Source organism: Nostoc parmelioides FACHB-3921 (assembly GCF_014696625.1).
Taxonomy (GTDB): Bacteria; Cyanobacteriota; Cyanobacteriia; order Cyanobacteriales; family Nostocaceae; genus Trichormus; species Trichormus parmelioides.
The window spans coordinates 177,179-192,819 of record NZ_JACJQL010000005.1 but is presented as its reverse complement, the minus strand read 5'-3'; the positions used below and the strand labels follow the sequence as shown (position 1 = coordinate 192,819).

General features: G+C 40.8%; 21 protein-coding genes and 1 tRNA gene. 10 read left to right on the top strand and 12 right to left on the bottom strand.

The window, feature by feature from the left end; genetic code table 11:
- The first annotated feature begins 89 nt into the window (after positions 1-89).
- Positions 90-1,181 (top strand): DRTGG domain-containing protein, encoded by a 1,092-nt coding sequence (locus H6G14_RS06090; RefSeq protein WP_190566212.1) that lies wholly within the window; start codon positions 90-92, stop codon positions 1,179-1,181.
- Positions 1,182-1,232: 51 nt separating this feature from the next.
- On the opposite strand, the gene H6G14_RS06085 is transcribed toward H6G14_RS06090, so the two are convergent.
- Positions 1,233-1,736: a DUF4188 domain-containing protein gene (locus H6G14_RS06085; protein WP_190566211.1), complete on the bottom strand. Its 504-nt coding sequence runs from the start codon at positions 1,734-1,736 to the stop codon at positions 1,233-1,235.
- A 207-nt stretch (positions 1,737-1,943) separates the two neighbouring features.
- Here H6G14_RS06085 and H6G14_RS06080 point away from each other — a divergent pair, with 207 nt between their 5' ends.
- From H6G14_RS06080 to H6G14_RS06070, 3 genes are all read left to right on the top strand, one after another.
- Complete coding sequence (locus tag H6G14_RS06080) at positions 1,944-2,447, top strand: DNA recombination-mediator protein A (RefSeq protein WP_190566210.1); 504 nt, start codon at positions 1,944-1,946, stop codon at positions 2,445-2,447.
- A 65-nt stretch (positions 2,448-2,512) separates the two neighbouring features.
- Positions 2,513-2,908: an MAPEG family protein gene (locus tag H6G14_RS06075; RefSeq protein ID WP_190566209.1), complete on the top strand. Its 396-nt coding sequence runs from the start codon at positions 2,513-2,515 to the stop codon at positions 2,906-2,908.
- 82 nt (positions 2,909-2,990) lie between these two features.
- Positions 2,991-3,482, top strand: coding sequence for a YajQ family cyclic di-GMP-binding protein (locus tag H6G14_RS06070; protein ID WP_190566208.1), 492 nt, complete (start codon positions 2,991-2,993; stop codon positions 3,480-3,482).
- Between the two features lie 105 nt (positions 3,483-3,587).
- Here H6G14_RS06070 and H6G14_RS06065 read toward each other — a convergent pair whose 3' ends face one another.
- Complete coding sequence (locus H6G14_RS06065) at positions 3,588-4,145, bottom strand: glutathione S-transferase family protein (RefSeq protein WP_190566207.1); 558 nt, start codon at positions 4,143-4,145, stop codon at positions 3,588-3,590.
- Between the two features lie 11 nt (positions 4,146-4,156).
- Positions 4,157-4,621 carry a hypothetical protein gene (locus tag H6G14_RS06060; protein WP_190566206.1) on the bottom strand — a complete coding sequence of 155 codons (465 nt, stop codon included), beginning with the start codon at positions 4,619-4,621 and terminating at the stop codon, positions 4,157-4,159.
- A 391-nt stretch (positions 4,622-5,012) separates the two neighbouring features.
- Here H6G14_RS06060 and H6G14_RS06055 point away from each other — a divergent pair, with 391 nt between their 5' ends.
- Positions 5,013-5,723: a tetratricopeptide repeat protein gene (locus tag H6G14_RS06055; RefSeq protein ID WP_190566205.1), complete on the top strand. Its 711-nt coding sequence runs from the start codon at positions 5,013-5,015 to the stop codon at positions 5,721-5,723.
- Positions 5,724-5,870: 147 nt separating this feature from the next.
- Here H6G14_RS06055 and H6G14_RS06050 read toward each other — a convergent pair whose 3' ends face one another.
- Together H6G14_RS06050 and psaM are read right to left on the bottom strand one after the other, a co-directional pair.
- The gene (locus H6G14_RS06050; RefSeq protein ID WP_190566204.1) at positions 5,871-6,281 is read right to left on the bottom strand and encodes a slr1601 family putative cell division protein; all 411 of its coding nucleotides are present in this window, start codon (positions 6,279-6,281) and stop codon (positions 5,871-5,873) included.
- A gap of 763 nt (positions 6,282-7,044) precedes the next feature.
- On the bottom strand, positions 7,045-7,167 hold the full coding sequence (gene psaM, locus H6G14_RS06045; protein ID WP_011318799.1) for a photosystem I reaction center subunit XII: 123 nt from the start codon (positions 7,165-7,167) through the stop codon (positions 7,045-7,047).
- A gap of 161 nt (positions 7,168-7,328) precedes the next feature.
- Here psaM and H6G14_RS06040 point away from each other — a divergent pair, with 161 nt between their 5' ends.
- Positions 7,329-8,570, top strand: coding sequence for an FGGY-family carbohydrate kinase (locus tag H6G14_RS06040; protein ID WP_190566203.1), 1,242 nt, complete (start codon positions 7,329-7,331; stop codon positions 8,568-8,570).
- A 277-nt stretch (positions 8,571-8,847) separates the two neighbouring features.
- Here the strand turns inward: H6G14_RS06040 and H6G14_RS06035 are convergent, their stop codons facing one another.
- Entirely contained in the window at positions 8,848-9,810 is a 963-nt protein-coding gene (locus H6G14_RS06035) for an N-acetylglucosamine kinase (protein WP_190566202.1), read from the bottom strand.
- A gap of 1 nt (position 9,811) precedes the next feature.
- Positions 9,812-11,083 carry an MFS transporter gene (locus H6G14_RS06030; RefSeq protein ID WP_190566201.1) on the bottom strand — a complete coding sequence of 424 codons (1,272 nt, stop codon included), beginning with the start codon at positions 11,081-11,083 and terminating at the stop codon, positions 9,812-9,814.
- A gap of 222 nt (positions 11,084-11,305) precedes the next feature.
- Here H6G14_RS06030 and H6G14_RS06025 point away from each other — a divergent pair, with 222 nt between their 5' ends.
- The gene (locus H6G14_RS06025; protein WP_190566200.1) at positions 11,306-11,581 is read left to right on the top strand and encodes a GlsB/YeaQ/YmgE family stress response membrane protein; all 276 of its coding nucleotides are present in this window, start codon (positions 11,306-11,308) and stop codon (positions 11,579-11,581) included.
- Positions 11,582-11,765: 184 nt separating this feature from the next.
- Here H6G14_RS06025 and H6G14_RS06020 read toward each other — a convergent pair whose 3' ends face one another.
- Entirely contained in the window at positions 11,766-11,948 is a 183-nt protein-coding gene (locus H6G14_RS06020; RefSeq protein ID WP_010998784.1) for a CsbD family protein, read from the bottom strand.
- Positions 11,949-12,135: 187 nt separating this feature from the next.
- Between H6G14_RS06020 and H6G14_RS06015 the strand changes: the two genes are divergently transcribed.
- Entirely contained in the window at positions 12,136-13,020 is an 885-nt protein-coding gene (locus H6G14_RS06015) for a TIGR02587 family membrane protein (protein ID WP_190566199.1), read from the top strand.
- The gene (locus H6G14_RS06010; RefSeq protein WP_190566198.1) at positions 13,017-13,415 is read left to right on the top strand and encodes a TIGR02588 family protein; all 399 of its coding nucleotides are present in this window, start codon (positions 13,017-13,019) and stop codon (positions 13,413-13,415) included. Before H6G14_RS06015 ends, H6G14_RS06010 begins: the two co-directional genes overlap by 4 nt.
- 91 nt (positions 13,416-13,506) lie before the next feature.
- On the opposite strand, the gene H6G14_RS06005 is transcribed toward H6G14_RS06010, so the two are convergent.
- The 4 genes from H6G14_RS06005 to H6G14_RS05990 all read right to left on the bottom strand — a co-directional run bounded on the left by H6G14_RS06005 (position 13,507) and on the right by H6G14_RS05990 (position 14,940).
- A tRNA-Pro gene (locus tag H6G14_RS06005) sits at positions 13,507-13,580 on the bottom strand.
- A gap of 50 nt (positions 13,581-13,630) precedes the next feature.
- The gene (locus H6G14_RS06000) at positions 13,631-13,996 is read right to left on the bottom strand and encodes a DUF1818 family protein (protein WP_190566197.1); all 366 of its coding nucleotides are present in this window, start codon (positions 13,994-13,996) and stop codon (positions 13,631-13,633) included.
- Between the two features lie 18 nt (positions 13,997-14,014).
- Positions 14,015-14,554 carry a hypothetical protein gene (locus tag H6G14_RS05995; protein ID WP_190566196.1) on the bottom strand — a complete coding sequence of 180 codons (540 nt, stop codon included), beginning with the start codon at positions 14,552-14,554 and terminating at the stop codon, positions 14,015-14,017.
- Positions 14,555-14,703: 149 nt separating this feature from the next.
- A complete protein-coding gene (locus H6G14_RS05990; RefSeq protein WP_011318809.1) occupies positions 14,704-14,940 on the bottom strand; it encodes a DNA-directed RNA polymerase subunit omega in 237 nt (78 codons plus the stop codon).
- Positions 14,941-15,114: 174 nt separating this feature from the next.
- On the opposite strand from H6G14_RS05990, the gene H6G14_RS05985 reads away from it, so the two are divergent.
- A complete protein-coding gene (locus H6G14_RS05985; protein ID WP_190566195.1) occupies positions 15,115-15,534 on the top strand; it encodes a fasciclin domain-containing protein in 420 nt (139 codons plus the stop codon).
- Positions 15,535-15,641 lie beyond the last annotated feature (107 nt).

The window sequence follows — 15,641 nt, the reverse complement described above, 5'->3', positions numbered from 1 at the left end:
TGATAACGTCTGAGGTTTCTGCCGGAACCAACTAAAATTAGTAAACACCTGGCTGGGTTTTACTGCCTTTTGAAATTAGGAGTGCGTGTGTGCCAAAATCTGCTAAATATTTGCTGATTGGCTCGACTGAGACTTATAGCGGTAAATCCGCAACAGTTCTGGGATTGTCTCATCAGTTACAGCAAAAAGGATTAGATATTGCTTACGGCAAACCATTAGGCAATAGTTTGAGTACATCTGAAGGTACTTTAGTTGAAGAAGATGTCCAGTTTATTACCCATAGTCTCAATTTATCGGCAAATCGTATTGCTCCCACAATATTGGCTTTAGATGAAGCCAGTATGCAGAAACGTCTATTTGGTGAAGACACAACTGATTATCGTCAGACTTTGGTGGAGCAGTATTTACAAGTTCCTCGTGGGGATTTAGTTGTGCTAGAAGGCCCTGGGGATTTAGCAGAAGGTTTTCTGTTTGATTTGTCTTTACTGCAAGTAGCAGACGTTTTGGATGCTTCTGTAATGTTGGTGAGTCGTTACAGTTCGCTAATTTCTGTGGAATCGCTATTATCGGCTAAACAACGTGTAGGCGATCGCTTGATTGGTGTTGTGATCAATGATATCCCGCCTGCTCAGTTAGAAACCGTTGAGAATTTTGTCCGCCCTTATCTAGAACAGCACGGTATTGCCGTAATGGCGATGCTGCCCAAAAATGATTTACTCCGCAGTGTCAGCGTGGGCGAATTAGTTAAACAACTCAACGCCGAAGTTCTCTGTCGTAGCGATCGCCTAGATTTGATGGTCGAGAGTTTAGCAATTGGGGCGATGAATGTAAATGCGGCGGTGAAGTATTTCCGTAAGCGCCGGAATATGGCAGTGGTGACAGGCGGCGATCGCGTGGAAATTCAGCAAGCAGCCTTAGAAACCTCTACTCAATGTCTCATCCTTACCGGACAATTGCCCCCTCCACAATTTATCCTCAGCCGTGCTGAAGAGTTAGAAATTCCTATCTTGTCTGTTGACTTAGATACCCTCACAACTGTAGAGATTGTTGACCGCACCTTCGGCCAAGTGCGTGTCCATGAGCCGATTAAAGTACAGTGTATTCGTCAGTTAATGGCTGAAAATTTCGATAGCGATCGCCTATTATCTAAACTCGGTTTAACACCTGTAATTAGTCATTAGTTAGTAGTGATATTTTTCCCCATTCCCTACTCCCTACACCCTAACTAACTACTAATCAACAGAGGGAACAGCTGGATCGTTGTCGCCACCAAGACGACGACGTGCTGTTTCTTTCCGTCCCATTGCGGGAACATACTTAGTAGCAGCAGCTAATCCAAACACAGGCATATTGCTGTAAATTGCCTCATATTTTCCTGGTTCAACTAGGTAAGTTTCATGCCAAATCCCCACACTGCCATCGCTACCAACAGAACGATTAAACCTTTGCCAAGCTTTTAAATGTGGCTCACTCGGATTTCTGGCAAAGTTCTCTAAATCCTCAAATGATCGCCAGTATTGAATAAATCCTACCCCTCGCCAGTAAGCAAAACTTTCACCCCCCAAAAACCCCTTTTCCGGATATTGGTAAAGGGTCTGTAACATAGGTGACATCGCTCTCACTGTCGGGAGCCATTTGGAGACAGCGAAGAATTTATTAATTCGCATACCGATGAGAAACACCACAAATGGTTCGTTGATCTCAGCAGTAAATCTTCCAGAAATAACTGGAGGCATAAGTTAAAGTCCTTTGTCATTTGTGTTGACTGTTGAGTGCGGTCACTAAAGTTGGGGATGAGGAATTTGTTAATAGATCATATTCCCATTAGCAAAGACCCTTTCAATAAATTAAAAAATTTTAGTTCTAATATGATTCAAATTCGCTTCCTACTTACACGCTCTTTGGTAGAATAGCTTGGTCGTTTAATCTGAATATCTCCGTCTTTGAGCCAGTCAACAGACCTCATTAACCTCGATACGTTAGCGCAAGAACTGGCGACAATCCAGCAAACAGGTTCTAAACGAATTGCCTTGCTGGGTTCCCGTCATGTGCCGATTACGCATCAAAATCTCATTGAAATGATGACTTATGCCCTGGTTTTGTCAGGGAATCGAGTCATTACTTCTGGTGCTACAGGTACTAACTCGGCTGCCATTAAAGGCGCAATGCGTGCTGACCCCAATTTGCTGACGGTAATTCTACCCCAAAGCTTGGAACGTCAGCCTCACGAATCTCGCCAGCAACTAGAACAAGTGATGCACCTAGTAGAAAATCCTAGTAATGATAACTTGTCTCTTGCTGAAGCTAGTTACTTGTGCAACAAAGAAATTGTTTCCCGATGTCAGCAGCTCATCTGCTTCGCGTTTCATGACAGCCGCACTCTGCTACAAACTTGTGGAGATGCGGAAGAACAGAGAAAGGTAGTAACACTTTTCTACTTTGATTAGTCAACAGTCAATAGTCAAACATCTAGACTATAGACTGATGACTAATGACTAATTAACCATAAAACATGATTATTTTCTTATATTCTATTGCCGCAGCTGCGGTTTTAATTTATCTGCCATTTTTGGTGGTGGGTTATGCTCGCGCGCGTGTGGGGTATGATGTTTCTGCTCCACGGGCGATGTTTGATAAGTTACCACCTTACGGACAGCGAGCTACATGGGCGCACCAAAATTCATTTGAGGCGTTTATGATATTTGCCGCAGCCGCACTAATGGCTTATGTCACTGGTGTGAATTCTCCGACAGCCGCATGGGCTGCGATCGCCTTTCTGGTGGCGCGTCTGCTATACTCTATCTTCTATATTTTGAATATACCGCTTTTGCGATCGCTCATGTACGCTATTGGCTCCCTTGGCTCCGGTACTCTCTTTGTCCTGAGCATCATTCAAGCTAAAGGTTGATTAGGAAGCGGGGACTAGGATTCTTTTCAATCCATGTTCTATGCTTAATCTAAAATCCAAAATCGCAAGTTAGACATTCTTTATGGCTTCTACTTATTCCTTTGACATTGTGAGCGATTTTGATCGGCAAGAACTAGTTAACGCTGTTGATCAAGTCATCAGAGACCTGAAAAGTCGTTACGACCTCAAAGATACTCAGACAACTGTCGAGTTGGGTGAAGAAAAAATCACAATTGGTACGGATAGCGAGTTTACCCTAGAGGCTGTTCATAACATTCTTCGGGAAAAAGCTGCCAAGCGTAATCTCTCACAAAAAATCTTTGACTTTGGCAAAGTAGAATCAGCCAGTGGTAATCGCGTCCGTCAAGAAATCACTCTCAAAAAAGGTATCAGTCAAGACATCGCCAAGCAAATTTCTAAATTGATTCGGGATGAATTCAAAAAAGTTCAAGCTTCAATTCAAGGTGATGCTGTGCGCGTGTCTGCCAAAGCAAAAGATGATTTACAAACCGTCATCCAACGCTTGAAACAAGAAGACTATCCAGTGGCTTTACAGTTCACTAATTATCGTTAAAAGGTAATTTCAAGACATAAAAAAGCGGGTGAGCTATCATATCCCCGCTTTTTTGTTTGACAATTTATTAACAGTTAACAGTTGACTGTTGACTGTTGACTGAATTTATGATCTTCCGCCAATGCTTTTTTGAAATGCTGGTCGTTCAGTGATTTGTTTGATATAGTTCACTACGGCTGGATAATCGCCCAAATCTAGTTTCAGCATGATGGGAATGTAAGCCAAGATAGACCCAACAGCAACATCAGCAACGCTGAATTCATTACCCAGCAAAAAGGGTTGACGCTCAAAAATTTCATTGAGAGGGGTCAGCAAACGGGGCATTTCTTTGTCTCGATTTGCTTCGACAAAAATACCAGGCCCAAGGGTGGCGTTAGCAAATACTACCCATTGGGCAAGTATCCCTCGCTCCTCTGCTGACAGGGGAGCCTTACCATACTTATCCCTAAGATAAAGTAAAATCGCTCCTGATTCCCAAAGCTGAAGATCCCCGTCTACAATCGCGGGTACTTTGCCAATGGGGTTTATTTTCAGGTATTCCGGCTGGCGATGTTCCCCCGCCTGCATATCTAACAAAACAAACTCATAGGGAACTTCTAGCTCTTCTAAATACCACTTCACGATGGAAGCGCGGCTAAAAGCCCCTCCATAAAGTTTCAACATAGCTACCTGAGTTAAAGTACTTTGTGAGTATGGGAATGCTGTTTGACGTTATCGTCTTTTGTCACTACTCTACTAGCATTTAATACCCGCTTGCGGTCAAGGGAATATTTAAAATCTGTATAGGTTGTACCCAGAGGAATCAGAGTTTTTGCACTATCTCGACGCTTGTATGTACGAGTGGCTGCAAAGACTCGTGACGCAAACTCATCGGCGAACTGAGCCGAATCGGGAAAGCCTGCGGGTAAGATTGGCTCATCTCCATGCAAAACTGAACCCAAGGTGGTTGCACAGGCAAATTTATATGAGGTGGGAATACCCTTCATAATTGCTTCTAGAGACGCTGAGGGAATTGGTTCAATCACATCGACTTGATGAACTTCACCATCTTCTTTAATGAAGCAGGTAGCTAGACCGATGACAATATAATCATCAGCATTGAGATCGGCTGTGTTTTGCTCTGAAATTGTAGTTGTCATAGGGATTGGGGAGTTTTAAGTGTTGAGTGCTGTAAAGCCCTGTGGCCATAGCCGCGCTTTAAGGGAAGGGCATTTAGTCCGTGCTGAGTAGGAAGCTCTTATCTCTTAATTTTGAATTTTGTAGGCTTGCCTTCCCGTAGGGTATTTTGAATTGATTGCCCTTCTGTCTCTTCCCTGGCATTTTACCGAATTTGTCAGTCTTACTACTTGAATAGTCTTAGAGATTAATATTTCTTGTTTCAGGAATTTACCCTGAGGATGACGTATGTATTACTAGATTGGAGCGTAAATAGTCTGTATCAGGTGTGCTTGTCTGCAAGAAAATTTCTGAGCAAGCTACCGCAACAACTCTAATTTAATTTCTCAGACTAAGCAGCGAAGGTAGGAAAACATGAACAGTCACTCATTTTTAGCCTCTGGTGATCAGCAGAATAACTGTTACCAATTTATTGCTAAGACTAAACTTGACTCTCAAGAAAATGGGGTTAGGGGTGATGAGTCGGGTTTCGGTAATGGCTACTTACGCTCTTGTGCGTTGAGATCAGCTCAACAGGGAAATTATAGCGAAGCGATCGCACTGCTTAACCAATTAATTAACCGTCATCCTGACAACGCGGTTGATTACAACAACCGGGGGTTAATCTATTTTCAAAGTGGACATACCCAAAAGGCACTACAAGATTACAACACTGCATTACAGTTGAATCCTGATTTAGCCAGCGCTTACAACAATCGAGCCAATTATTACGCAGCTTGTGGACAACTAGCAGCCGCCTTGGCTGATTACGATCGCGCTATTGATTTAAATCCTCGTCATGTGCGAGCCTGGATTAATCGTGGCATTACTCTGCGCGATTTGGGCGAATATGACCAAGCAATTGAGAATTTTGATATTGCCCTGGTTTTTGGTCAGCTAGAGGGGCATATCTGGGCGGAACGTGGCAGAACTTACCATCTTTGGGGTGATTGGAATTGTGCGATCGCTGACTATCGTCGTGCCGAAACTCAATTACCTTCGTTGGGTGGTCGCAGAGATGTTCCTGGCTACCGTTTACGGTTACAGATGGAAAATTGGTTAAATGAATTGCTGCCTTCGGCGTAATTAGTCAGATAGAGACGTTGTATACAACGTCTGTACATTAATTCTTCCCCCTGTTTCTTACCTAATCTGTAATACAACCCTGTATTTATAAGCCACTACATCTATAAAAATAATTTATATTATCCCAACCCTAAGGCAAGACTTTCCTTAGGGCAAAGATTCTGAGGCTTCGGTATCTACTTGCTCTTCATTCGTCAATACAATGGGGATTTGATTAGGAGCAAATCGGAACCCTTGCTGTTGTCTAATACTATTAGCTTGACTCGCATCAAGATTACGGCTTAATTGAGCTTGTAAATCGCTAACGCGTTTTTCCATCTGCTTGACCTCAACACGTACTTCGCGCAACTTCGTTTGTTGTGACGAGTGATGAGGCACAAGCTGCATCAAAGCGGCTGCGGCTGCGGCTGAAATTGCTATATTAGCCCCTATTTTAACTGTGGCTTCTATAGCCATTACTCGATAAGAGCGTTGGCGTAGATGCCGTTTTGGGCGAGGTACAGGCCGATGTTGAGGTGTAGGTTGTTGCGGAAATTGGGAAGGTTGAAAAGCGTTCATGATGCTCTAGAGAAAATTGCCTGATTGAATAGCTGAACCGTCAAGAGCCTACTGGCATAGATAACGGCTGAGATTAGCTGACATATTACTTCATTTTTTCCAAATTGCTACACGTATGCCATTTGTCAAAAGTACACGAGGCATACGTAGGTAACGAGTCGCCACGACTTTCTGGAATTCAGTCACCAGCGTATGGCAGGATTATTATTCTTTTAAGAGTTAATGTCAATTGCAATGTGTATCTCACTTGTAAAGCACAAGTTACTGTATTATTTATGGTTTTGTATGTTTTGATTCCTCAGGGAAAGTAAATCATTCTAAGGTATCAATCAAAACTTGCTTCTGTCAATTTTATTCTCATGGCAGTCTTGATGAAGCAAGTATCAAAGTCGAATATGCAAGATGTCTTTTTCCTATACCCTTACACCCTAAATCCCTTTCAAGTCAGATGTTACTTTTCTAGAAATTACCACCACTCTTCAAAAATATACGTTTATTTGGATTCATTGATGAAGATGCTATTCGATATTTATTTTTGTCTTATAAGTATATATATTTAGAACACAAGTATAAAAAACAAGTTTATAGTTCTCGCGGGTGCAATTTGCGCTGAAAACTATTGACAAATAAAACACAACAATCCGAAGTATCTGGATTGTTGTGTTCAGTAATAAGAAGCTTGAGTTTACATCAAGCTTGTTTGATGACTCATCATGACAAATTTTCATGACAAGCACCTAAGCAAACTTGATGACAGGCTTTATTACTTGTAAAGTTCTGTTGCTAAACGCCAAGCTAGAAGACCTGGAATCAGTGCTACAGCTAGAGCGATGTACACTTGGGTATCCGAAATGGAAGACACTTGAGCAAGGTACAGAGTAGGCATGGTGGGAAACCTCCTAACCTTAAATGGATGTTGACATAGTAGTTCGTTTACTACTTTTCCTTGTTTTGCTGGAAATATGGAATATCTTGTTACAAGATGCAACAAAAGCACTTGTTAGTCAGTAGTCTTAGTAATCTTTCATTAAAAAAATTTATAAAAATATGGATTTTTATTTGGGGATAGACTTTGGTACTTCTGGTGCTAGGGCTGTGGTAATTGATGAATCAGCCCATATCCAGGTGCAGGTGCGTTATCCTTGGCTAGAGGTTGATTCCTTAGTGTCTAGCTGGCAAAAGGCTTTGTTGACGCTGCTGGGACAAATTCCCGAACAGTTGCGGCGAGAAATAAAAGCGATCGCAATTAACGGTACTTCCTCTACAGTTTTATTATGTGATGCAAATGGCAACCCTGTAGATACCCCTTTACTCTACAACGATGGGCGGGGATCAATAGTACTAAATGAGTTGAGAGATATCGCGCCAGCAAATCATACTGTTTTAAGTGCTACCTCCAGCTTGGCTAAATTGCGCTGGATGATGCAGTTACCCTCTTTTGGCGAAGCGCGATATTTTCTCCACCAAGCCGACTGGTTAGGGTTTCTCCTACATGGACAATTGGGAATCAGCGACTACCACAATGCTTTAAAGCTAGGTTATGACGTAGAAAAGTTGCAATATCCCGAATGGTTAGAAAATTTGCAAATACCGATTCAGTTACCCAAAGTTTTACCGCCTGGAACTGTCGTTGGTGAAGTGCGTCCCGAAATTTCCCAACAGTTTTTATTACCTCCAGACTGCTTTGTATGTGCGGGGACAACAGATAGTATTGCAGCATTTCTGGCGAGTGGTGCAAAATCACCAGGGGAAGCGGTGACTTCCCTTGGTTCGACATTAGTACTCAAACTTTTGAGTCGTACCCGTGTAGAAGATGCACGATATGGAATTTATAGCCATCGCCTTGGTGATTTGTGGCTAACTGGTGGTGCGTCGAATACGGGGGGTGCAGTATTACGCGAATTTTTCACTGATGCTGAGTTAGAAAACTTGAGTCGTGAAATTGATGCCACAAAAGCCAGTGAATTAGATTATTATCCCTTATTGAAAGTAGGGGAACGCTTCCCCATCAATGATCCCAATTTACCCCCACGCCTCACACCACGCCCAAACAATCCAGCCGAATTTTTACATGGCTTATTAGAAAGTATCGCCCGCATAGAAACCCAAGGATATGAACTATTACAAAAATTGGGTGCAGATAGCTTAAATCAAGTCTATACAGCCGGTGGTGGCGCAAAAAACCCCACCTGGACTGCAATTCGGCAAAGAAACTTAAAAGTCCCCGTCATTTCTTCACTTAATACAGAAGCCGCCTATGGTTCAGCATTGCTGGCGATGGGGAGATAAGAGAAAACCTCTCCCTTCTCTCCCCGTCTCTGCGTGAATCAATCACACCATCATTCCCTCATCAAATATTCAGTATGATTTGTTCATAAATGTCGTCTAAATCCGTATCTATCCCAGTGACAATAGACATATCTCGACTGATACTTGGTTTATTAGATACCAGATTATAGGGTTCCAGGTTCGTCATCTGGGCAGCTATTTAGGGATAGATACTTCGCAGTAAACGAATGTCATCTATCCCTTTAATTATTGCGGATTTTATGAAAACTGCGATCGCCTAAATTTCCTCTTTACCTGCTAAACGTTGCAAAGCCAATAAACCAGCACCATAAGCAGGTTCATAGCGGGGGAAAATGACCTTCACCTGGGGAAATATATTGACTATAGCTGCTGTAAATCTCTGCTGTATCTTACATCTACCCCGCCATACACTTCCCGTTGTCACTATTTCCAAAACTGAGTTAGGACTAAAAATTGCCTCAATAACTGTAGCTGTAGCTTTGACTAATTCTCCGACAGCATCATCAATTATATTATTGGCTACTTCATCACCAGAGGCGGCGGCTAAATCAACAACTGGTGCTAAAGCTGCTATTTGTTTTACTCCCCATCCCCGACGATAGATAACCTCGATTAAGTCTTCTATATTTTCTAAATTCAGATGCTGTTTAAAAGCTTCTATGAGACTGGTAGATTTTTCACGCCCATCATAAGATTTTAATGCTGCTTGTAAACCAGCCACAGCAATTTTATAGGCGCTTCCTTCATCACCTAAAATATATCCCCAGCCACCAACTCGCTTGGTTTTTCCTTGATGATTGCGACCAAAAACTATGGAACCAGTACCAACTGCGGCGACAATTCCCACAGGATGACCAATTCCGCCGACTAAAGCAATCAAAGCATCGTTACAAATAACAATATTAGATGCTTGCAAATTCCAGTTAATAGGTAAATTTCTGCTATTGATTAATTGTTCTATTAGACGTTGAACTACTTCTATATCTTCTGGACGACCTACACCAGCTAATCCCAAACATATAGCATTAATTTCGATTGCTTTGATTAATTTTGATGCCTCATAAATGGCGGATTGAATAGATGTAAATGCTGCTTCGATGCCTATACTTTGATAATTAGCTGCACCAGCTTGACCGCGACCAAGAACTTGATGTGTCTCGTCCATTAAAATACACACAGTTTTACTACCGCCGCCATCTATTCCTAAAACATAGCTCATATTAACTAGTTTGGTGATTGGTTTCTACTGGTAAAGGAATAAAAAATAGAGAAATCATTCCAGGGATAGTCAGAACACAAACTAGGATGAAAAATAATGGATAACCAAGTAAATTTTGTAGATAACCGCTAATTATTCCTGGTAGCATCATTCCTAAAGCCATGATACCCGTAGATATGGCAAAATGGGATGTTTTATATTCTCCTTGGGAGATGTACATCAAGTACACACTAAAAGCTGTAAACCCAAAACCATACCCAAACTGTTCTAAGGAAACTAGGGGATATACTAATGTTAGCGGAGGTTGATTATAAGCCATATAAACGTAGAATATATCAGGTAGGTTCAAAGCTAAAGCCATTGGTAAGAGACATTTCTTCAGTCCATATTTAGCTATTGCTAGTCCTCCCAAAATACCGCCACAAATCAGAGAAATAACGCCAAATGTGCCATAAACTAAGCCAACATCCGATGTAGTTAAGCCTAAACCACCTAATTCTGGTTTATCTAATAAAAATAAGGAAGCAATTTTTAGCAGCATCGCTTCGCCAAATCTGTAAAGTAGAATAAAAGCTAAGATGGCGAGAATTTTTGGCTGCTGGAAATATGAGGTAATTATTTTAAAAAAGGGAATTTTACTACTAGCTTGTAGTTCTCTTGGGTTATCTGATTCTGGAAATGGTAAAATTAGGCGATCGCCTACAACAATCACCGCTAAAATTAGAGTAGCAAAGCCAATAGCTAAAGTCCAACTCAGAGGAATGTTATTGAGGTGGACTTCTAGTTGTCCAGCTAAAACTACTAAAAATCCAGAGCCGAAAATGACAGCTAGTCTATAAAATAATGAGCGAACACCTACGAAAAAAGCTTGTTGTTTGGGATTTAAAGCCAGTAGATAAAAGCCATCTGTCGCAATGTCATAGGTTGCGGAAATAAATGCACCTATAGTCAATGCAGTTAGGGAGATGAAAAAGAAATTTGGTAATTGTAAACAAAATGCTACTACAGCTAAACAAGCACACATAGCAAATTGAGTATAAAGTATCCACTGGCGTTTGGTTGAGTAAACATCGACAATCGGCCCCCAAAACATTTTAATTACCCAAGGTAGATAGAGAAAACTTGTCCAGAGGGCAATTTGTGTATTAGCTATTCCTAGCTTTTTGTAGAAAATTACAGAAACAGTGTTGATAATAACGTAAGGGACACCAGAAGCGAAATATAAAATAGGAATGTAAGTCCAAGGTGAGGTAAATCTGCTTTGATATTTCATTAAATTTTATTAAAAATATTAAGTAATGATGCTCTTTGATAGACGATAACTACACAGTTGATGTGAGGCGATCGCTACCAGTATTATCGTAAAATAAACTAATATTTTGAGCTATGAATGTAGCAAATCTATAAATTTAGATACTATACTTATCTCTTATGGTAGAAGGAAAAATTATTGGTAATTAATAAATTACTGGTAAGTCTTTTACACAATAAAATTATGAACATTATTGCCTGGATTATTCTTGGTCTCATCGCTGGAGCCATAGCCAAAGCTATTTACCCTGGTCGTCAAGGTGGTGGTATTTTGGGAACTATGATCTTAGGTATTATTGGCGCTTTAATCGGTGGTACAATTGTTACCTTGATAGATACGGGAACACTACAATTTACCGCAGCTAGCCTTAGTATTTCTGGAATAATTGTGGCGATCATTGGCGCTATAGTTGCCATTTTTCTGTGGAATTTAATCACTGGAAGTTCCAGAAGTTATTAGTCGAATAATAGAAAGCATGGTTAGAGCGAATTTATTCAAAACTAACCTTTTTTACATGAAAAATTTACAACAAAAATACTCCACTCTTTTACAAGTAGTGGAGTAAAAAAACAAAATATTAATCTAGAAAATTTAAGCCGTAACTACAGTAATTAAAATGAATGTAATATCCATTACAAGTTTTTTAGTCAATGGCTTTCTTTAATTCATCCTTGATATTTTCTGTAGTATGAATTACCTGAGATTCAGCTTGTTTAGCTTTACCCTCTGCCTTGTCGGATGGATTTCCGGTAACTTCGCCAATTACTTCTTGTAATTTACCTTCGATATTTTTAGCAGTTGCTTCAATTCTTTTTTCAGTACTCATATCTTCCTTAAACTATTGAAAATACCAACATAAAGTAAGCTACCAGTAAAAAGCTTTTTATTTGTCTATCATAGGAAAGATAATATTTGCTTTTTTCTATATACCTGGGATAGATGATTAAATAGAAAATACCATGAGATATTCTACAACACTGAAAATATCAAACTTCAATAGGTAAATATTAGGAGTGGCTAAAAGATATCAGAAAAATGGGTGGAAACGCGAGATAAATGATATTTTACGGGGTATTTGTGGCGGTTTTCTTTTTGGTATACCCCTAATATATACGATGGAAGTCTGGTGGATTGGTTCGCTAGCAAAACCAAGATTAATTGTGATAGCGATCGCCTTAATGTTTATCGTAGTTTTCCTCCTCAATTATACTGAAGGTTTTCGCAAACGCAAAAATAACTGGCGAGTTGATGAAGCCATCATAGATACTGTAGAAGCAATGGCGATTGGGTTTGTTTGTTCGGCTTTTATGTTGTGGTTATTGCAAGAAGTTACGCCAGAAACTTCATTAAAAGAATCTTTAGGAAAAATTGTTTTTGAGGGTGTACCATTTACTTTGGGTGTAGCATTAGCTAACCAGTTTCTTGGAGATAGTAATCAGAATAATTCACCATCCAGTAATCATCAAGAAAACGGACTTAGTAAGCATAAACAAAATGGTTTGTATGGAACTTTGGCGGATTTAGGTGCGACTCTCATCGGTGCAATTGTCATTGCTTTTAATATCGCGCCTACGGATGAAGTTCCTATGTTAGCAGCCGCTATTTCACCGCCGTGGCTATTTGTATTAATCACTGCATCCTTAGTTATTTCCTATGCTATTGTCTTCCAAGCTGGTTTCTCCGACCAGAAAAAACGTAGACAGCAAAAGGGGATTTTTCAACGTCCATTAAGTGAAACAACTATTTCTTATTTAGTATCTTTGTTAGCAAGTGCATTAATGTTGTTGTTCTTCCAAAAAGTAACATTCGCAGACCCTTGGAGAATGTGGCTAGAACATACTTTAGTTTTAGGTTTACCTGCAACAATTGGTGGTGCGGCTGGTAGGTTAGCAATATGATGGAAGCAGAACCAAAACCAGAACGTTCTCTGGCTGAGTGGGTAACATTCGGTATTGCTTTGTTTATCCTCGGAATTATTATGAGCTTAGTAGCTTATCTTTGGCTACACGAGGAAAATAAACCCCCCGTTTTATCTGTTACTAAAAAACAAGTAATGCGGGAGGTTAACGGACAATTTTACGTTCCATTCGAGATAGTAAATACTGGTGGCGAAACTGCTGAATCAGTACAAATTCTTGCTGAGTTACAAGTTGCTGGTGAGGTTGTGGAAACAGGAGAACAACAAATTGACTTTTTATCCGACGGTGAAAAGGAAGAGGGAACATTTATCTTTAGCCAAAACCCTCGTCAAGGAAAACTAATTGTGCGCGTTGCTAGCTATAAGTTGCCATAATTTAAATTGACAAACAAAACAAAACCCTAACCAAAAGTGGTTAGGGTTTGGGTTCAATATTACATACACCTTATAATTAAGGCCTTATCAATCGGAGCGGCGGGATTCGAACCCACGACCTCCACTACCCCAAAGTGGCGCGCTACCAAGCTGCGCTACGCCCCGGTCAGAATTACTATATTATCGCAAACGCTTTGTGAAATCAAGGGGTAAGTTCAAAAAACTTTGAGCATTGCCGCAGCTTGCAACAGACTAGGCACAGCAGAGGCGTTCCATTTACCTTCTGCACAACGTCCTGTGTTGAGGATAAAGCGCAGACTGTATTCATGAGGATAACCCTCTACCTCCATCCATAATAAATCGCTCTCGGCTTCACAAGCAATCTTTTCCTCATCCATTAACTCGGCGCTGAGTTGCTTTATGGTGTTGACTAGCATGGCTAAGAGGCGACAAAAATCATCTAACTCAGCTTCGGTTAACTCAATTGCCCAATCGTCAGTACCGACTAAACCTTGATATTCACTTGCGTTGGGGTTCCAGCCAATACGCCAGCCAGCACCGCTTTTAATGAGACGTTCCATGACATTTTGATGAAAGGTTTATTTGAGGAGTTCAGCGCCTCCTGTTCGGGGTGAGGTTGGGGTTGTGGGATTGCTGGGGCGTGAGGCTGGTTGAGTGGTGGTATTGGGATTAAATATGTTGGTTAGTACTTGTACTAAGGCATTACGTTGAGTGCGAGTGAGTCGAGAAATGATCGCGCGATCGCCTTTTAGGGGATTCTGCCGCAATGTATCATTACCTGGATAGGTATTTTCGTACATAATTTCATTCGCATCCAAGTAATCGGCTAGAGTTAATTTCCAATCTAGGCGATAATTGGGCGCGCGTTCTTTAACATATATGTGATATCTAATAAGGCGAGATGCTAAGGTGTTATTTTCTGCAACTCTTCCCGATTCTTTGCTGATATATTGATTTTCTTTGGGAAAGTCAGGCAATTGTTGATACACTAGCTGCCAAACGTCACCAGGACTAATTCTTTGGGCTACCGCAGGTTGGATGCTAGTTAAATTACCTGCGCCAAAAATAATAACACCCGCTACCACAAAGGTACTGATCAACGCTGAGTTAAACTTCACAACTACAAACAAAAGGGTTGACTAAAGCAGAAGCTTGTTTTTGATATCACAAACACCCTGAGGAGAAAATGCAAAGCGATTGGTTATCAACTCAGCACGGACTGAACGCCCCACTATCGCTAATAGCACTCTCTACTCAGCAATATATTTTAAATTTCACCAATAATTTCTGGTTGTGTCAATTCATCAGACATTTCAATAATTGCCCTGAGTACTGGCTTCATCATGGAATCTTCAGCACTCTCAAATTCTTCATAACGCCGACGTTTAGCGCGATTTGCCACCTGAACCGTAATGCGGTAGCGATTGGAAGCTGCACTAATTAAATCCTCAGCACGGTGCATAATCTGAGATTGGGTTGTCTCGAATTTAGAACGCTTGAGCATAGTAATGGGTTCTTAGGGACTACCCTAGTTTAGCAGCAGTGATCAAGACTAGGGACTCTTCAGGGGCAGGAGGAAGAACTGCTGACTAATAACCTTTCTGGCGATAGAGGTTGAATGCTTTTGTCTGTTTATAAGTTGGTTGTAATTGTGAAGTCAATAAATTAACCAAATATTATGGCTGACATTGTGGAAACTGCTGTCAAAACTGGCAAATTTAATAAGTTTGTGCAGGCTGCTGAAGCTGCACAAATCTTAGATACTCTCAATAGTCCTGGGATTTTTACTTTGTTTGCACCTACTGATGAGGCTTTTGCAAAGTTACCACAGGGAACTTTAGAGGCACTACTCAAAGACGTACCGAAGTTAAAAAAGATTGTCACATATCACGTAGCCTTTGGTGATGTGCGGTCGGATGACTTGGTGCAAATTGCAGAAGCGGAAACAGTGGAAGGATCTGTTTTAGCGATTGAGTCTATCGACGGTAAATTTAAGGTGAATGGTGCTAATGTCCTGCAAACAGATATCCTGGCTGATAATGGCGTAATTCATGTTATCGACGCTGTTTTAATGCCGGCAATGGTAGCGGGGAAATAATTCCTCATAGCCTGCGGAAAGGATTTTTTCTGGGAACGGGGTTGGGTATTACCGAATCGGGCAAAAGTAAAAAGTTAAAAGGCAAAAGAAAGAAAAAGAACATCTCT

Excerpts from the sequence above, each read along its gene's own strand:
- H6G14_RS06085 (WP_190566211.1), bottom strand. The coding sequence starts at position 1,736 with ATGCCTCCAGTTATTTCTGGAAGATTTACTGCTGAGATCAACGAACCA.
- H6G14_RS06075 (WP_190566209.1), top strand. The coding sequence starts at position 2,513 with ATGATTATTTTCTTATATTCTATTGCCGCAGCTGCGGTTTTAATTTAT.
- H6G14_RS06070 (WP_190566208.1), top strand. The coding sequence starts at position 2,991 with ATGGCTTCTACTTATTCCTTTGACATTGTGAGCGATTTTGATCGGCAA.
- H6G14_RS06065 (WP_190566207.1), bottom strand. The coding sequence starts at position 4,145 with ATGTTGAAACTTTATGGAGGGGCTTTTAGCCGCGCTTCCATCGTGAAG.
- H6G14_RS06060 (WP_190566206.1), bottom strand. The coding sequence starts at position 4,621 with ATGACAACTACAATTTCAGAGCAAAACACAGCCGATCTCAATGCTGAT.
- H6G14_RS06055 (WP_190566205.1), top strand. The coding sequence starts at position 5,013 with ATGAACAGTCACTCATTTTTAGCCTCTGGTGATCAGCAGAATAACTGT.
- H6G14_RS06050 (WP_190566204.1), bottom strand. The coding sequence starts at position 6,281 with ATGAACGCTTTTCAACCTTCCCAATTTCCGCAACAACCTACACCTCAA.
- psaM (WP_011318799.1), bottom strand. The coding sequence starts at position 7,167 with ATGCCTACTCTGTACCTTGCTCAAGTGTCTTCCATTTCGGATACCCAA.
- H6G14_RS06040 (WP_190566203.1), top strand. The coding sequence starts at position 7,329 with ATGGATTTTTATTTGGGGATAGACTTTGGTACTTCTGGTGCTAGGGCT.
- H6G14_RS06035 (WP_190566202.1), bottom strand. The coding sequence starts at position 9,810 with ATGAGCTATGTTTTAGGAATAGATGGCGGCGGTAGTAAAACTGTGTGT.
- H6G14_RS06030 (WP_190566201.1), bottom strand. The coding sequence starts at position 11,083 with ATGAAATATCAAAGCAGATTTACCTCACCTTGGACTTACATTCCTATT.
- H6G14_RS06025 (WP_190566200.1), top strand. The coding sequence starts at position 11,306 with ATGAACATTATTGCCTGGATTATTCTTGGTCTCATCGCTGGAGCCATA.
- H6G14_RS06020 (WP_010998784.1), bottom strand. The coding sequence starts at position 11,948 with ATGAGTACTGAAAAAAGAATTGAAGCAACTGCTAAAAATATCGAAGGT.
- H6G14_RS06010 (WP_190566198.1), top strand. The coding sequence starts at position 13,017 with ATGATGGAAGCAGAACCAAAACCAGAACGTTCTCTGGCTGAGTGGGTA.
- H6G14_RS06000 (WP_190566197.1), bottom strand. The coding sequence starts at position 13,996 with ATGGAACGTCTCATTAAAAGCGGTGCTGGCTGGCGTATTGGCTGGAAC.
- H6G14_RS05990 (WP_011318809.1), bottom strand. The coding sequence starts at position 14,940 with ATGCTCAAGCGTTCTAAATTCGAGACAACCCAATCTCAGATTATGCAC.
- H6G14_RS05985 (WP_190566195.1), top strand. The coding sequence starts at position 15,115 with ATGGCTGACATTGTGGAAACTGCTGTCAAAACTGGCAAATTTAATAAG.